This window comes from Campylobacter sp. RKI_CA19_01116, assembly GCF_025771405.1.
Classification (GTDB): Bacteria; Campylobacterota; Campylobacteria; order Campylobacterales; family Campylobacteraceae; genus Campylobacter_D.
This window is the reverse complement of record NZ_JAKMQF010000002.1, coordinates 78348-96160: the sequence shown is the minus strand read 5'-3', so window position 1 is coordinate 96160 and position 17813 is coordinate 78348. Positions and strand designations below refer to the sequence as shown.

The 17813-nt window shown below is 30.4% G+C and carries 17 protein-coding genes; all 17 read right to left on the bottom strand.

Features of this window, described 5'->3' with window-relative positions; translation table 11 throughout:
* Positions 1–5: 5 nt before the first annotated feature.
* Complete coding sequence (locus L8U41_RS01915; protein WP_263727656.1) at positions 6–1190, bottom strand: hypothetical protein; 1185 nt, start codon at positions 1188–1190, stop codon at positions 6–8.
* Between the two features lies 1 nt (position 1191).
* Positions 1192–1602: a peroxide-responsive transcriptional repressor PerR gene (perR, locus tag L8U41_RS01910; protein ID WP_263663926.1), complete on the bottom strand. Its 411-nt coding sequence runs from the start codon at positions 1600–1602 to the stop codon at positions 1192–1194.
* Between the two features lie 83 nt (positions 1603–1685).
* On the bottom strand, positions 1686–3515 hold the full coding sequence (gene dxs, locus L8U41_RS01905; RefSeq protein ID WP_263727655.1) for a 1-deoxy-D-xylulose-5-phosphate synthase: 1830 nt from the start codon (positions 3513–3515) through the stop codon (positions 1686–1688).
* Complete coding sequence (fliH, locus tag L8U41_RS01900; RefSeq protein ID WP_263727654.1) at positions 3512–4330, bottom strand: flagellar assembly protein FliH; 819 nt, start codon at positions 4328–4330, stop codon at positions 3512–3514. Before fliH ends, dxs begins: the two co-directional genes overlap by 4 nt.
* A gap of 4 nt (positions 4331–4334) precedes the next feature.
* Positions 4335–5363: a flagellar motor switch protein FliG gene (gene fliG / locus L8U41_RS01895; protein WP_012662055.1), complete on the bottom strand. Its 1029-nt coding sequence runs from the start codon at positions 5361–5363 to the stop codon at positions 4335–4337.
* The gene (gene fliF / locus L8U41_RS01890) at positions 5363–7048 is read right to left on the bottom strand and encodes a flagellar basal-body MS-ring/collar protein FliF (RefSeq protein ID WP_257396547.1); all 1686 of its coding nucleotides are present in this window, start codon (positions 7046–7048) and stop codon (positions 5363–5365) included. Before fliF ends, fliG begins: the two co-directional genes overlap by 1 nt.
* A 14-nt stretch (positions 7049–7062) precedes the next feature.
* A complete protein-coding gene (hisC, locus tag L8U41_RS01885) occupies positions 7063–8154 on the bottom strand; it encodes a histidinol-phosphate transaminase (protein ID WP_263727653.1) in 1092 nt (363 codons plus the stop codon).
* Positions 8144–9217, bottom strand: a complete 1074-nt coding sequence (pheA, locus tag L8U41_RS01880; RefSeq protein ID WP_070255253.1) for a prephenate dehydratase — start codon at positions 9215–9217, stop codon at positions 8144–8146. Before pheA ends, hisC begins: the two co-directional genes overlap by 11 nt.
* The gene (locus tag L8U41_RS01875; protein WP_214126660.1) at positions 9214–9975 is read right to left on the bottom strand and encodes an HAD-IIA family hydrolase; all 762 of its coding nucleotides are present in this window, start codon (positions 9973–9975) and stop codon (positions 9214–9216) included. Before L8U41_RS01875 ends, pheA begins: the two co-directional genes overlap by 4 nt.
* Position 9976: 1 nt before the next feature.
* Positions 9977–11182, bottom strand: a complete 1206-nt coding sequence (gene lysA / locus L8U41_RS01870) for a diaminopimelate decarboxylase (RefSeq protein WP_263727652.1) — start codon at positions 11180–11182, stop codon at positions 9977–9979.
* 17 nt (positions 11183–11199) lie between these two features.
* The gene (locus L8U41_RS01865) at positions 11200–12261 is read right to left on the bottom strand and encodes an LptF/LptG family permease (protein ID WP_263702333.1); all 1062 of its coding nucleotides are present in this window, start codon (positions 12259–12261) and stop codon (positions 11200–11202) included.
* A gap of 3 nt (positions 12262–12264) precedes the next feature.
* Positions 12265–12804: an aminoacyl-tRNA hydrolase gene (gene pth / locus L8U41_RS01860; protein ID WP_263663917.1), complete on the bottom strand. Its 540-nt coding sequence runs from the start codon at positions 12802–12804 to the stop codon at positions 12265–12267.
* Between the two features lies 1 nt (position 12805).
* Entirely contained in the window at positions 12806–13342 is a 537-nt protein-coding gene (locus L8U41_RS01855) for a 50S ribosomal protein L25/general stress protein Ctc (protein WP_133319540.1), read from the bottom strand.
* 46 nt (positions 13343–13388) lie between these two features.
* Positions 13389–14360: a transaldolase gene (locus L8U41_RS01850; RefSeq protein ID WP_263727651.1), complete on the bottom strand. Its 972-nt coding sequence runs from the start codon at positions 14358–14360 to the stop codon at positions 13389–13391.
* Positions 14357–14983 carry a phosphoserine phosphatase SerB gene (gene serB / locus L8U41_RS01845; RefSeq protein ID WP_263706718.1) on the bottom strand — a complete coding sequence of 209 codons (627 nt, stop codon included), beginning with the start codon at positions 14981–14983 and terminating at the stop codon, positions 14357–14359. Before serB ends, L8U41_RS01850 begins: the two co-directional genes overlap by 4 nt.
* Positions 14983–15501, bottom strand: a complete 519-nt coding sequence (locus L8U41_RS01840) for a chemotaxis protein CheW (RefSeq protein ID WP_039668837.1) — start codon at positions 15499–15501, stop codon at positions 14983–14985. Before L8U41_RS01840 ends, serB begins: the two co-directional genes overlap by 1 nt.
* Positions 15502–15505: 4 nt before the next feature.
* A complete protein-coding gene (locus L8U41_RS01835) occupies positions 15506–17812 on the bottom strand; it encodes a chemotaxis protein CheW (protein ID WP_263663914.1) in 2307 nt (768 codons plus the stop codon).
* Position 17813: the final 1 nt, after the last annotated feature.

The window sequence follows — 17813 nt, the reverse complement described above, 5'->3', positions numbered from 1 at the left end:
TTTTCCTAACTATATATTTTTAATTTTTTGATGCTTTTTTCAATTTGTTTTATTATATTTTCATCATAAGAATTTTGATCTAAATGCTTATACTTAAAATAATTTTTCAACTTTTTAATGCTTTTTTCTTCAAACATAGTTGCAAAATAGCATAATAAAAATTTTATTTTTTCTAATTCTTCTTCAAGATTTGTTTGAGATTTTACAATTTTTTTCTTTAAAAAAACTAATTCTTTTCTTAGTTTAAAAGCTATTAAAGACTTTAAAATTTGATTTTTTCCTTGATAAAATTCATAATCATTTTTTAAAATAAAATCCATATCAAGAAAAATATCATTAATTTTTTCATCGCTTAAAATAAAAATATATTTTTCTAGTTCAAACTCATGGTATTTTTTCATATTAATTTGATTTATCAAAAATGAAAATTGTTGTTTTAGCTTATTTTGAATATTTTTTTCAAAAAGAGTATCAAAAACATCAAGACAAAAACAAATTTGCTTAAGGCTTATAAAACATTGTTCCAAGTTTTTTTCACTTGAATTTTTTAAAAAATTTAATCTGTCATTTTTTAAGTTTTTTAAAAGAACGAAAAGTAAAATTTTACCAGCTGAAAAACTTTGAATTTGATTTGGAAAATGCAAGTTAATATCTTTTTGTTTATCTAAAATTTTAATACATCTAGCACTATCAAAAACTTTAGAAAGATCCCCATATAATGCTAAATTTTTACTATAAAAATTCTCATCATCTGTAATTTCTTTATAATTTTTAAAAAAATGAGGTAAATCAAACCGCTTTGCTTCTTCAACGGTGGAAAAAATCACTTTTAAAATGACCAAATTTTTTAAATTGTTTTTAAATTTATAAAGGAAAAATTGGGTATTATCAAGCTCAAAACTAATTCTTGTTTTTTTTATTATATTGGTTATAGCATTTTTACTTTTTTGATGTTTAAATTCTTTTTTAGATATTTTATGAGTTTTTTTATCTAAAATATCATGTAATTTATAAAATGTAAATTGATAATAATCTTGATTGATTTTTTTATATTTGATATCACAAAAAGGATTTATACGTGTAAAAAATACACGTATTTTATCCTTAGAATAAGCAAGTTTTTCTTCTTTTAAAATTTTGATATAATCATCATTTTCAATTAAAAAGCGTCTTTGTATTTCACAAATCATTTTACTTGCAAAATTTACAACCATTCACATAAGCAAACACGCCAAGATAGTCAATAATATTACCAATCTTTTTCTCAAGATCTTCTTGGTATTTATTAATCCCACTATCTTCATAGCGCACATCTTCTATGTGATTGCATTTACTACAAATTACATGAATATGTGGATATTCATAAATGTCATAACAAGTTTTTTGATTTGGAGTATTAATTTCTACTACCAAGCCTTGTTCTTTTAAGGTATTTAAATTTTTATATACCGTAGCTAATGAGATAGAAGGATATTCTTCTTTAATACTTTCATACAAAGATTCTATATTAGGATGCTCGTGGCGTTTTAAAATTTTTAAAATACAAAGTCTTTGTGGAGTAGCTTTTAAATCACAGTTTTTAAGCATTTGAATAAGTTCCATAGTCTATTCTCCAAATATTTTTACTTATAGTATAACTCTTTTTTTATAAAAAAATGATTATATTAAAAGATATTTTTTATCTTTTAATAAAATTTAATTTTTTGACACAATGAATCAATATCAAGCTCTAAAAATTTTTCCACTTCACTTGTTTTGCCATGGGCTATAAATTGATCTTCAAATTCAAAACTTACTAGTTTTATATGATAAAGATTTTCTTTTTGTAAAAAATTTGCAATCAAACTTCCCACTCCACCTATTTTAGCACTATCTGAAAAAACAAACCAAGTTTTTGTATCTTTTGCCAACTCTTTTAAAAGCTCTTCATCTAAAGGCTTTGCAAAAATCAAATCTATTAAGCTCGCATAATCTAATCCAAGTTTATCTAAAGCTAATTTTGCCTTAGCCACACCTTGACCAAAACCTAAAAATACTTTATCGCTTTGTACTTTAGATAAAATTTGAGCTTTAGCAAGTTTTATCTCACATGGATTAAAATCATCATTTAATAAAAAATTACCCCTAGGATAGCGAAAAGCAAAAACACCTTGATGAAAATATGCATATTCCATAATATTTTCCATCATAGCCTCATCTCTTGGAGCTGCTAGAGTAATATTTGGTATAGCACTTAAAAAGCTAATATCAAAAACACCCTGATGAGTTTCTCCATCTTCTCCTACAATTCCTGCTCTATCCATAGCTATAACTACATTTAAATTCATAATAGCACAATCATGAATTACTTGATCATAAGCTCTTTGCATAAAAGTACTATAAATTGCTATAAAAGGTTTAAAACCTTCTTTTGCCATAGCCGCCATAGAAGTAACTGCATGTTGTTCTGCAATTGCGACATCCCAAAAACGTTCAGGATATTTTTCTATTAATTTATCAAGTCCAGTACCACTTGGCATAGCAGCAGTTACACCCACTATATTTTCATATTTTTGAGCTAAATTCAATAGGGTATTTGAAAAAATTTCCGTGGCGCTTTTTTTACTTATATTTGCCTTTAAACTCTCCCCGCTACTTCTATCAAAAGCACCTACTCCATGCCATTTAGCATTTTTTCCCTCGGCTAATGCATAACCCTTGCCTTTGATAGTTTGCGCATGCACAACGCAAGGTTTTTTCATAGCTTTTGCTTGATTGAGCGCATTAATAACCTCATTTAAATTATGTCCATCAATGGGACCAATATACTCAAGCCCTAATTCTTCAAACAAAAGTCCAGGTGTGATAAGTCTTAAGCCCTCTTCAAAACGCTTTGCCATATAAGAAGCGCCTTGAGGAAAGTATTCTAAAAGATTTTCTATGCGTTTTTTAAATTTTTGATAAAACTGCGTTGCCATTGCCTGAGAAAGGTATTTTGAAATAGCTCCAATTGGCCTTGATATACTCATTTCATTATCATTTAAAATGATCACACAAGGGTATTCTCTATCACCAAGCTCATTTAAAGCTTCATAAGCCATACCCGCACTTAGCGCTCCATCACCTATTAATACAACAGGCAAACGATCTTCATTTTTTAATCTTATAGCCTTGCAAGCTCCAACTGCTAAAGATATAGAAGTGCTTGAATGTCCTGCTACAAAATAATCTCCCTCATCAGGCTTTGTATAACCACTTAAACCATTAAATTGCCTTAGAGTTTGAAAATTATTTATTTTACCACTTAAAAGCTTGTGTGGATAAGATTGGTGTGAAACATCAAAAATAAAAGGATCTTTTTTTACATCAAAAACATAATGCATGGCTATACTAAGTTCAACTACACCTAAATTTGAACTTAAATGTCCACCATTTTTACTCACTGTGTCTATAATAACTTCACGCAAATTGTTAGCTAAATTTTCTAACTCTTTAATTTGCATATTTTTAATATTTAAGTTATTTAAATCTGTCATTCATTAACCATATTTTTGATTTTTTGCAAACGATTATTAAGGTTTGATTCTATATTGCCTGCATCACTTAATATTAAAATACTCCCCTTATTAATCGCATCATCAAGGCTAAATTTGATATTACTTTGCTCTTGTTCTAAATGTGATTTTACATATTCAAAATCATCAGGGCTAAGTTTTAATTCTATTTTAGTAGCATTTTTAAGCTCATTCATAAGCTCTTTTGCTAAATTTAATGCTATAAGTGAGGAATTTTCCTCAAGTTCTTTTGCAATCACTTCTTTTGCGATAATTACAGCTGTATCGGCTAATTCTTTTTCATTTTTAGATAAAAACTCATTTAAATTTTGCACTGTATTTTCAAGTTTTTCTACACTTTTTAAGTATTTTTCTTTTAAAGCTTCTAATTCACTTTCAAAATTTTTTTGAGCTTGTTCATAACCTTCTTTGGTAAATTTTTCTTTTGCATGTTCTAATTCTGTATTTAAGCGATTGTTAAATTCAGCCTCTTGGCTTTCTATTTGCATTTGTAATTTAATAATATTTCCTGACATTTCATCAGTTTTTTTAAGCAAATCTTCTACAAAATCAGGTTGGATTTGTGGTTGTGGGACTTGTGGGGTAGTTTCTACTGTTTGATTTTCCACTGCTTGCTGAGTAGTATTTTGAGCCAGAGGAACTTGATTTATAGTTTGAGTTTCTTCTTGTTTTTGCTCTTCATTAGAAGACATTTCACTCATAACTTTAAAATGATATCCTTCAACTACATGAGCAGAAATATTTTCAGGTGAAATTACATTAGTTAATTTAGCCATAATCTTACTCTATCATCTCATCGGCCTCACCCACTTGGATAAGACCTTGTTCTGCAAGTTTTTGCACCACTTCTACAACTTTTCTTTGTGCTTCTTCTACATCTTTTACACGTACAGCACCCAAAAAGCCCATTTCTTCTACAAAAGCTTCAGCAGCACGCGTTGACATATTTGCCATAAATTTTTGCTTTAAATCCTCACTTGCACCCTTTAAACCTATCATCAAATCACGTTTATCAGCAGCTTTTAAAACTTCTCTAATCGCATTAGTACTAAGCTGAGAAATATCATCAAAAGTAAACATTAAATCTTTAATGGTTGTAGCAAGTTTTTCATCACTTTGCTCAATATAAGAAAGTGTTGTTTTGGATGCTTTTTGACCCAAGCGATTAAGCACTTCAGCAACCGCTCTTGGACCACCCACTTCAACTTTATAAGAAGTAAGACTTTCAAGTTTACTTTCAAGTACAGCAGATACTCTTTTGATAATTGAAGGTGAAATATCCCCAAGATTTGCCATTCTTATTACAACCTCAGCCCTTAATTCATCACTAAAATACTCCAAAGTTTCAGCAGCTTGAGTAGTATCCATATGAGCTAAAATCAAAGCTATAGTTTGAGGGTGCTCTTTAATAATAAAGTCAGCAAGCTGTTGTGGTTTAATTTGAGAAAGATAAGCAAAATTTTGGTTATTTTCCATACTTTTGGTAAGTTTTTCCAAAATTTTATTGGCAATTTCAGGACCAAAAGTTCTAAATAAAATTTCTTTTGCATATTCCAAACCGCCACTTTTTAGATATTGGTTTGATTGTAATAAAGTATAAAATTCTTCTAAAACTGCAGTAGCAACTGGTTTGTCAACATTTTTTGCTAAAGCGATATAGCGAGAAATTTCAGTGATGACATTAATATCCATATGAGAAAATAAAACTGTCGTTACATCTTCTCCAAGTTGAATTAAAAAAATTGCGACCTTTTCGGGCATAGAAAGGTCATCATAGACCATTTTTTGTTCTTCACTAAGCTTTATCATCAGATATCCTTCTCACCAAATTCAGCTTCATTTTCAACAAGTTTTTGTAACAATAATGCTACTTCTTCACCTTTTTCATTAGCCACTGCTCTTAATTTTTCGAGCAAGACATCGTATTGAAGTGCATCTTCATCAAAATTATCCCCAAAGCCAAGTTGTTCTTCAACTTTCTTACGTGCTGCGTTGAATTTTTCAATAGCATCTTCAGCCTCGTCAATGATTTGCCCGTCTTTTCCTTCCATCTCTTCTTCAAGCTTGATATCTGCAAGCATTTTTTGTGAAAATGGCACAATAACTTTTTTATAAAAGATGAAAAGTAAAATCGCAGCAAAGACATACTTAACAGGCGGGATAAATGGCTCAACAAATCTTGAATAGAAAGTTTGAACCTTATTTTCAACTTTAGCTGTTCTATGAAATTCCAAATTATTTACTTCAACCGCATCACCTCTAGCAAGATTAAAACCTATAGCGCCTTTAGTGAGATTTTCAATAGCTTGAATTTCTTTATCGCTCAAAGGAATATATTCATTAGTAATATTTCCCTGATCATCAGTAATTACTTTGTATTTTCCATCTACTACAACGGCCGCAGAAATTCTTTTAACGGTTGCAAATTGCTTAGTGGTATTGGTAATTTTTTTAGAAATTTCATTATTAGTTGTAGTTTGATTTTTAGTATAAACCTCGCGTGCACCTTTATCATCTAAACCTTCTACAGGACCGATATTTGAAACAGCACCTGGCACACCTTGAATTTCTTTATCTTTATAGCCTTCTCTATGTTCTTCTAAAGTTTGCTCGCTACGCACGACTGTGTTTGGATCATATACTTCACTTTGTGATTCTTCTTTAGAAAAATCATAATCAATACTAACCTTTGCCACTACTCTATCATAACCACCCGCAAATGGAGCAATAGAAGCAACAATTTTTTGCTCTAATTCATATTCTTGATCTCTTTTATATTTAATTTGAGCAGCAATTAAATCACTCTCAAAAGCACCCTCATCATCTAAAGGAATACCTTTTTGATCCATGATTTTTACATTTTCAGGGGTAAGTTTTGTCACTGAAGAAGCAATTAAGTTTTTAATCCCCATAATTTGCTTTTTATTAAGCTTTAAGCCTTCTTTTATCGTCAAAGCTACTGAAGCAGTTGGTGGGACTTGTTGTTGAGTAAAAAGTGTATCTTTAGCAAAAGCAATATGCACTGTGGCACTATGGATAGGCTCTAAACTTTCAATCGTTCTAGCAAGTTCACCTTCTAATGCTCTTTGGTATTTTACCTTTTGCTCAGCTTCTGTTGCGCCAAATTCTTGTTTATCAAAAAGCTCAAAACCTACTTTATTATCTTTTGGCAATAACCCTGCAGAAGCAATAGCCAAACGCTGTTTATACACTTGTTCATTAGGTACTAAAATAGTTCCCTCATCACGCAAAATATAAGGAACCCCACTTTTTTCAAGCTGCGTTACTATCATCGCTGAATCACTAGTATTAGCATTTTCGAATAATACTGAATATCCAGCCTCACTAGCTACTGTAGAGCCGCTTCTAAAAAGAGTTAAAAATACTAAAAATCCAACTACAACAACAATAGAAGCAGCAATGATAATACGCTGTCTTAAACTTAAATTTTGATAAAGCTGACCTACTTGGTGCAGTATAGTTTTATAATCCATTTATTTCCTACAAACTAAAAATTTTTAGAAAACTCTTCAAAAAACCTTGAATTTTCATACTCTGTACCTATACTTATACGCACAGCATTTAAACCATAACTTTGTAAATTTCTTATTATTATACCGTTTTTAAGCAGTTTTTCAGATAAATCTGTGCTATTTTTTTCATCAAAAAAATAAGTAATAAAATTTGTGTAGCTTGGAATGTATCGAATTTTATAATTTTTAGCAAAATCTTCATAAAGTTTCATTTGCGAAAAATTATTTTCCAAAGTTTTTTGCACAAACTCATCATCATCTAACGCAGCAACAGCAGCTTTTAAACTCAAATTAGTCACATTAAAAGGTGCTCTTAATTTATAAAACGCATTAATAATTTCCTTGCAAGCTATACCATAACCCACTCTCATACCACCCAAACCATAAAGCTTAGAAAAGGTTCCTAGATATACTGCATTTTGAAATTTATGGATTAATTCTTTAGGATTAATATGCTTTTTACTATCTTTAAATGAAGCAAATTCATTATAAGCTCCATCAATGGCTACCAAACAATCCTCATCAATTTTTTCTAAAAACTCAAAAACCTCACTTGCGTCTAAACACTCACCTAAAGGATTATTTGGCAAGCATAAAAAAATTACTTTGATTTCATTTTTATGCTTTTGATATAACTCATACAACTCATTTAAATCATGGGTTAAACTTGGAGTTTTATAAACCTTAACTCCTAGTTGTTTTGCATAAATTTCATACATAGCAAAGCTAACCCCACATTGTAAATAAGCCTTAGAATGATCAAGTTTTGCATGTACTATATATTCTATGATTTGATCACTCCCGCTACCTATGATGAGATTTTCTTTTAAAATATCATATTTTTGCGCTAAAGCTTGTTTTAAATCACTCATAGTATCATCAGGATACAAATGAGCTAAATGTGCATTATTTATAATGGCTTCTTTAGCTTTTTTACTTGTGCCATAAGGATTTTCATTACTCGCTAGTTTAATAACTTCTTTTAAACCATATTTTTTAGCAATTAAATCCATATCCTTGCCACTTTCATAAGTTTTAATAGCTTCTAAAAAAGGATTAAATTTCATTGCTTTCTCCTGATAAATATGATCCAAGCCATTTTATATGCTCAGCTTTTTTTAATACTCTTTGGACATTTTCATCATCAATATGTCCTTCAAAATCTATATAAAAACTATGCACAAATTCTCTTGTTTTTATAGGGCGTGATTCAAGTTTTGTTAAATTTATCCCCTCTTTTTTAAACTCATATAATAAATCACTAAGCCCACCTGGTTTGTGTGCAGCAAGTGCTAAGATAGAAGTTTTACAATGAGGCATTTGAGGTATTTTTATATCACTTAAAATCAAAAACCTAGTACGATTTGCCAAATTATCCTCAATCGTTTCAAATAATATAGGTACATTATAAAGTTTTGCTGCAATCTTAGAGCAAATCGCAGCTGAAGTAACATCTTGCGAAGCTAAGTAAGCCGCATGAGCTGTGGATTTGCTTGCTACAAATTCTACTTCACTTAAATCATGACTTTCTAAAAAATTTCTACATTGATTATAGCCTTGTGGATGAGAATATATGCGTTTAATATCTTTTAAATTTTCACTCATGCTTACAAAAGAATGATGAATATCCATATAAATTTCAGCAAAAATTTTTACATCTTCATATTTTCCAAGACAATCAAGCGTCACACCCACTGCACCTGCTGTATTATTTTCTATAGGTACTACTCCATATTTTGCTTCTTTGTGAGCTAATTCTTTAAAAACATCTTCTATATTTGCAAGTGGAGTATAACGACTCATAGCACCAAAACGCGTTCTTGCTACTTGATGTGTATAGCTTCCCTCAGGGCCTAAATAAGCTATACTTTGAGGCATTTCTAAATTTCTTGATACAGCAAAAATTTCTTGATAAATTGCTTCGATTGCATTTTGATCTAATAAACCATGATTATAATTTTTAAGTCTATTTATAATAGCTCTTTCACGCTCAGGTCTATAAATACTCCCACCTAAATTTTGCTTAATAACTCCTATATCTTTAACATGAAGCATTCTTTCATTAAGTAAAGCCAAAATTTTATCATCGATAGTATCGATTTTATTGCGTAATTTTTCTATCTCTTTCATTTAAACCTCGATATGTAGTAATCCTTAATACTATCATATACAAAATTAAGTTTAGTTGTATCAAGACCTTGAATGTTAGAAATTTTACCGCTTAAAACTAAGGCTGTTTGCATGCCAAGCTCATAAGCACCAAGCAAATCACCTTTAAAATCATCACTAATGATTAAAGTATTTTCAAAACTCACATTACAATCTTGCTGTTTTAATAAATTTAAAGCACTTTCATAAAAAGCCTTACTAGGTTTTCCTATCACTTTATAATCAAACTCGCATGCATTTTTAAGCATAGACATAATACTTCCAACGCCTGGATAAAGCCTTGAGTTTTTCTTATAAATACTACTTTCATGCATTGCTATAGCTTGCACACCATTTTTAAGATACTCTATCATACTAGCAAAATCTTGAAATTTAAAATCATCATAACTTGCCACCAAGAATGCTTTTGGATCTTTATAATCAAGCTCATAACCTAACTCTTGAAGTGAATCTAAAAATTCTTTTGCTCCAAAAGCTGCTATTTTACAAGGTTTTAAATGATCTTTTAAAACACAAAAAGGATCGATATAAACTTTTTCATTAATTTCAAAACCCAAATTTTGCAAATAATTTAAAAAATCTAATTTTTTGGTATTATTGGTAATAATCACATAAGGAATTTTTTCTTTATTTAAAGATTTAATGAGTTCTAAAGCACCATTTATAGGACTTTTATCATAATCTGAAATCAAAGTTCCTTGCACATCTAAAAACAACATTTCAATCCTTTAAAAAATCAAGCTCTAAAGCAATTTGATCCTCATAACTTTCTCTTTTTCTAATCATTCTTACCGTGCCATTTTCACAAGCTAGCTCACATACTCTATTGCGAGTATTATAATTACTACTCATGCTAAAACCATATGCACCTGCACTTTTAACTATGATCAAATCTCCTGCTTTTGTCTTAGCTAGTTTTCTATCTTTAGCTAAAAAATCTCCACTCTCACAAACCCCACCAACAATATCACAAAGACTCTCTTCTTTATTTTCACCCAAAAGCTTAATTTCATGATAAGCACTATATAAACTTGGACGTAATAAATCATTCATCGCCCCATCAACAATCACAAAACGCTTTTTATCATTAAATTTTTCATATAAAACTTTAGTAACAAACTCACCTGCATTTGCCACTAAAAATCTACCAGGTTCCATACCTATACACACATCAAGACCTTGTAAACTTGCTAAAATTCCTTGAGCATAATCATATAAATTTGGTTCTTGCTCATCTTTATAACAAACCCCTAAACCCCCACCTATATCAAAGAATTTAATATTAATTTTTAAAGCCAAAAGTTCTTTTACTAATTTTGCAACAATCGCAGAAGCTTCATGAATACTGCTTATATCAAGAATTTGCGAGCCTATGTGAAAATGCACACCAACTGGCTCTAAAAATTGTGAGTTTTTAGCATAAAGATACATTTTTTTGGCACTTTCTATATCTACGCCAAATTTATTTTCATGCAAACCTGTAGAAATATAAGGATGTGTTTTAGCATCTACATTTGGATTTACTCTTATGCTTATACGGGCTGTCTTTTGATTTTCTTTAGCAATTTGTTCTAAAAGAAGCATTTCTTCATAGCTTTCTAAATTTACATAAAGTATGTTTTGCTCTAAAGCATATTTTAACTCATCAGCACTTTTACCTACCCCACTAAAAATAATTTTATAATTTTTAGCCCCTGCTTTTAAAGCTCTATAAATCTCACCCGCACTAACACAATCAAACCCACTATCTAAAGAAGCTAAAAGTTTTAAAACACTTAAATTAGAATTCGCTTTAACTGCATAAAAAATTTGTGATTTTCTTGCTTTAAAAGCATCTTTTAACATTATAAAGCGTTCTTTGATTTTATCAAAATCATAAATATAAAATGGTGTGTTATATTCTTTTGCTAGTTTTAAATAATCCATAAAAACCTCACTTGTAGTTATTTGTGTTTAAAATAATAAAAACTTCCTATACTCATTAAAATAAATACTGGTAGCATTATACCAAGCTCTGGAAGTAAAATTTCATTTTCACTCAATCTTGTTAATAAAAACAACAAACCCCAAACCAAAAGTATGCACACAAAAAATACAAAAGCTAAAAGTGCGAGATTAAAAAATCTTGCTGTTAAAGGAAAATAATAATACACAATAAGCATTAAAAATGGCGCAAAAAATGGTGTAAGAACCAAAGAATACAAGCTTGTTCTAAGTGTATTAGTAGAAATATTTTGTTTTGCAAAAATTGCCATACTTTCTAGCGCGTCTAAAATAGAATAAGAAGGATTACTCTCTACTAAAGAAATTCTTTCTAAAATTTTTGGAGAAAAGTCTTCTAAACCTTTAATATTTTTAAATTCTTCTATACTTAAACCCTCTTTTGAAACAATCAAATTTTGTGGTACATTAGTAGCTTTAGCATCATTTAAATCCCAAGAATCTCCATTAAATTTAGCAGTTTTTGCATGGATTATGCTTTGAATGTCTAAATTTTTTACATCAAAGATTTTTACATTATATAGGGTTTGAGAACTTGTTTTTTGTATATAAATAAATTTATCATTATATTTAATCAAAACTTCCCCACCCTCTCTATCTACAACGCCACGCTTAAGAATATTACTTTTATATTCATCTGCATAAGCAAAAGAGCTAAAATTAAGTCCTACATAAACACAACAAAAAAACATAGCCCATAAAAAAGGATAAAAAATCACTTGATTTTTACTTAAACCCAAAGCATATAAGCTAACAAATTCATTCGAGCGTATCATATTAAAAATACACAAAACCAAAGCAAGGACTATAGCTAAAGGTAGTATATAAGAAGCTGCTGAGCATGTTAAGAAAAATATATATAAAAGCTCTAAATTTGCACTTTTTGGCAGTCTATTGAAATTGAGCAAAAAATCAATCGCTACAAAGAAAAAAGTCAAAGAAAAAAATAAAATAAAAAATGATTTTAAATACAAAGATGAAATATAGCGAAAAAATATACTCATCGTTTAACTTTTTAAAGAATATTTTGAAGCGATTTTTTCTATATCAGAATTTAAAAGCTCAAGTAAGGCTTTTTTGCTATGTTCTAAAACCTTAGTTAAGCTTTCTTGTTCTTCTTGTTTAAATTTCCCCAAAACGTGAGAAATTACATCTTGTCCTTTTCCTACTCCTATGCGTACTCTCTCATAAGCATTACCACAAAGATTATCTATACTTTTAAGTCCATTATGCCCACCACTTGATCCACCTATTTTAAATTTCAAAGCACCTAAATTTAAATCTATATCATCATGGATTACAATAATTCTATCGCATTTATAGTATTCACTAACAGCTTTTACGCTTTCTCCGGATAAATTCATATAAGTGGAAGGTTTTAAAAAAAGAGTAGAAGAGCTTTTAAAAAGCTCTCCTTTAAATTTAGCATTTGAAAGCTTTGTTGTTTGCAAGTCTTTCAAAATTAAGTCAATTAGCATAAACCCTACATTATGACGGGTTTGGGCATATTGTTCTCCTATATTACCAAGTCCTACGACTAAGGTCATTTTATCTTGCTTTTTCTACGCCAACTACAGCTACTCTATCAGCATCAACCATAGTTACACCCTCAGGTACAACTACATCGCGGATTAAAAGTGCATCACCAACATCAAGTTTGGTTACATCTAATTCAAAATAATTTGGTAAGTTTTCAGCTGCACATTTTACTTTTAATCTTCTTTTTGATTGGATTAAAACACCTTTATTTTTAAGACCCATAGCTGTTCCTACGATTTTTACAGGAACCATATATTTAGAAATAACACCTTTTTGTGCTACCTTTAAGTCTACGTGTTTTAATTCTGCAGTTACAGGATCTTTTTGATAATCAACTACCACAACATTTAATACTTTATCTGCTACTTTTACATCAAAAGCTAAAGTAGTTTTTTTGCGTACTTCTTTAATAAATTCATTTACTTTAAAAGCAGCATTGATGTTTTCTAATCCTTTTCCGTAGATGTTTGCGATTAGATAACCATCTCTTTTTAAAGCTTTAGCAGCTTTTCTACCGATACTCTCTCTAACGATACCTTCTAACATCTGTTTCCTTTCTAAAAAAATAAACGCTAATTATAGCTAAATAAGTTTATAAAGATTTTAAAATATCTTCATAAGCTATGCAAAATTGCTCTAAACCATCATCAAGCAAATCTTTACAAGCTTTACTTAAAGCATCTTTTGAAATATTTGCATTCAGTTTTTTCTCTATACACTCATCTTTTAAAGGCTCTTTAAATACGATTTGCTTACCTTTAAAAGCCTTAATAGCATCTAGTGGTGCAGTATTAATAGCTTTATCATAGAGTAATTCTTTAATATAATAATCTTTTTCTAAATCATCACCCTTAACACCCGTACTTGCAAATAAAGCTCTAATATTTGCTTCATTTTGTTTAATGATATAATTATAAGCCTTTGTTGCAGTAAGAATTCCTATATAATTTTTATCTAAAACTTGATTATTTAATAATCTATCAAAACGGCTTACAAAAATACTAATAACGGCTTGAGGTTCTTTTTTGGCTGCGGTATTATTTTTTCTAAATTCTTTTAAACCTAAATTTAAAGCTTCAAAGCATTTTTTAGTTTGCTCAAAATCAAAAATCAAAGTAGCATTTACACTAATACCATTTTTCATTAATTCTTGCATTACTTCATAAGAAGCTTCTGTGGCAGGAATTTTCATCATCACATTTTCTTTTGCAATTTGCGTGTATAATCTTTTTGCCTCAGCCAAAGATAAGCTAGTATTATCTTTTAATCTTGGATCAATTTCAATACTAATAAAACCATCATTATTTTCATAATAATTAATAGCTAATTTATCTGCGGCCTTAGCTATATCTTCTATCGCAAGATACTCATATAAGGCTTTTTTATCTTTGAGATTTGATTTTTTGATTTTTTCTTTATAAATGGCCGAGTTTAAAATCACATTTTTAAAAATAGCAGGATTTGAAGTAGCACCATTGATTGTTCTTGAGTATATTAAATCCAAAAATTCATGATCTAAAAATTCATTTTCTATAAAATCACACCATAGTGAAAATTTTTTCATTGTATTACCTTTATTATTTCTTTTAAATCTTTTTTATCTACACAAATATCTGCATGAGATCTTAAAATTTCTTTGGCACAAAAAGCTATTTTTAATCCACATTCTTTAAACATAGAAATATCATTAGCTCCATCGCCCACACACATAATTTCTTCTGTTTTTAAATTTAAAAATTTCTTAAGTCTTTGTAGTATAATACCTTTTGAGTTGTTAAACATAATTTCTCCGCCAACTTTTCCCGTTAAAACACCGTTTTTACTATGCAAAAAGTTAGCAAAACCGAAATCAAAATGAAGTTTATTTTGTATTAAGTCAATTCCCTCATGAAATCCACCGCTAAAAACAATAATTTTTATATTTTTATTTTTTAAATACTCACATAATTCTTTAGCGCCATTCATCAAAGGTAAATTTTCACAGCACTTTCTTACTTGATCAACTGGCATTCCCTCAAGCAAGGCTACTCTAGCACTTAAGCTTTCAAAAAAATCAAGCTCACCATTCATTGCTTTATCGGTGATACTTTTAACAGCATCACCGACATTATACTCTTGTGCTAAAATGTCGATGGTTTCTCCATCCATGAGCGTAGAGTCAAAGTCAAAGGCACAAAGCTTTATCATTAAAACTCACGCTTTAATAAAGCTTCGGCTTTTAATATAGTTAAAATATTTTCTTCTCTTTTACCTATACCAAAAATCATACCTTTTTCTTTTAGTAAAGTTTCAGGTGGCGGATCAATTCTGCTTCTGTGAATTTTGATAGCCTCTGTTAATCTATCTATCACAAAACCCGCATTACCCGCAGGAGTTTGATTTCCATTTGCTACGCCTTTTAAAACAATATATCTAGTTTGAGGTGTCATTTTAGAACTACCTTGATTAAATCTTTTTGCAAGATCTATCAAAGGCATAACATTACCCCTCATATTAAACACACCTAAAACATAATCAGGTACACTTGGAACCCTAGTATATTCTATAGGTTTAATAATTTCTTGAATATTAAGAATAGGAATAGCATATTCCTCATCTCCTACCACAAAACCAACAAGCTGAATAATATCCTCTTCTTTATCCACATCTGGTTCTGCAATTTGCGCTTGTTGTTTTTGCAAAACCTGGCTTAATTTATCATTCATCTTCTTATCCTAGTTTTAAATTTTTTCTAACTACATTTTCTAAGTACTCTGGAGAGTAAGGCTTAGTAATATACTCAGTCATTCCTACTTCCACACCTCTTAGACGGTCTGATTTACTAGTTCTTGAAGTTACCGCAACAAGTGGAAGGTTTTTGTATTTAGAATATTTTCTAATTTCACCTGCTAAGGTATAACCATCCATTCTTGGCATTTCAATATCAATCAGCACTGCATCAATATCATGCTCACCTGATTTAATTGTATTTAATGCCTCAACGCCGTTAGTTGCTTCTATAATACTCACACCTAGTGGTTCTAGTGATTTTTGCATGATATTTCTATCCATCTTAGAATCATCCACTATAAGTACTGTATAATCACTTGGTTTTTCTTTCACAACTTTTTTAGCTTGCGCTTCAATTTGTGCTTTAATATCTACTTTGATCTCTTTAGCTATATCCATCATAGCAGCAACATCAATAATCAAAGTAACTCTACCATCGCCACGAATCGTCGCTCCTGCTATACCTTGGATGTTTTGTAAATATTCACCCATAGATTTAATAACGATTTCTTCTTGACCTACTAAAGTATCTACTATAATACCAAGCTTACTTTCTGCTACACCTATAACAACTACATAAGTTTGATCAGTATTTTCAAGCACTTGTTTTACACCAAATACATCTGAAAGTCTTACTAAAGATAAAACCTCATCTCTTAAGCGAAGTACGTTTTTACCTTCAATGGTATAAATATCATCAATTGGCACTCTAACTGTCTCAAGAACACTTGCAAGAGGAATAGCATAAAACTCTTCTTGTGTACCTACAAGCAATGATTGAATAATTGCTAAAGTAAGTGGGATTTTAAGCTTCATCACAGTGCCTTTACCAAGTTCACTGTCAATTTCAATCACACCATTTAGCTTTTCAATATTAGTTTTAACAACGTCCATTCCAACACCACGACCTGAAACATTAGTGATTTTAGCAGCAGTTGAAAAACCTGGTTTAAAAATCAATGCAAATGCTTCTTTATCACTCATTTGATCAGCTTCGCGCTCTGTGATTAAGTTTTTCTCTATAGCTTTTGATTTTAAAGCATCCGCATCAAGCCCTTTACCATCATCAGCAATTTCCACTACAATGTGGTTTCCTTCATTGTATGCTTTAAGATTAACGGTTCCTTTTTCTGGTTTGCCATTAGCCACACGTGTTGCTGGATCTTCTATACCATGATCACACGAGTTTCTAATCATATGCATAATAGGATCGCCAATTTCTTCTACAATAGACTTATCGAGTTCAGTTTCTTCCCCTGAAATTTCAAGCTCCATTTGCTTGCCAAGTTCACGACCCAAATCACGTACAACTCTTGGGAATTTGTTGAAAACTTTTGCAATAGGTTGCATTCTTGTTTTCATAACTGCTAATTGAATATCTGTAGTAACAATGCTAAGTTGCGATACTACTTGGTTTAATTCTTCTAAGAATTTTTCCCCATCATATCTTTCTTCAACATCATCATAAATTTTTAATAAGCGGTTTTTACCAAGAACAAGCTCACCAATTAAATTCATCAAATGATCAAGTCTTTTTACTTCAACCCTGATGGTTTGATCCATATTTGCACCACTACTTCCACCACCTGCTGCAGGAACTTTTTTCTCAGCAGTTGCATTTTGTGCTTGAGCGGCTGGTTTGCTTGGAGCTGGATTAGCTTCTTGTGTTTTTTTCTTTTCAGCACGTCTTGCTTGGTCTTCAGCTTTTCTTACTTTTAAAAGTCTTTCAATTTCAGCCTCAACCTCATCATCGCTGAGTTTATTTACATCAACTTCAGGTTCTTCAGCCTTTGGCTCTTCTTTTACTTCTTCTTTCGGCTCTTCAGTTTTAGCCGGTGCAACAGACTCTAAACTTTCACCCTCTGAAATAGCGGTTAATCTTGTACAAATTGGAGCTATATCAAGCCCTATTGCTGTATCATTTCCATTATCTCTAATAGAATTTAATAATGTTTTCATCATATCAATAGACTCTAAAACCACATCCATTACTTCAGGAGTAATTTTAAGCTCATTGTGTCTTGCTTTATTTAAAACATCTTCCATGTGATGAGTAAGTTTTGTTAAAACATCAAAATTTAAAAAGCTTGATGAACCTTTAACAGTATGTGCAACACGGAAAATTCTATTTAATAGTTCTAAGTCTTCAGGATTTGCTTCTAATTCAACCAAATCATGGTCAATTTGCTCAACTAGTTCAAAGGCTTCAACTAAAAAATCCTCAAGTATTTCTTGAATATCTTCCATT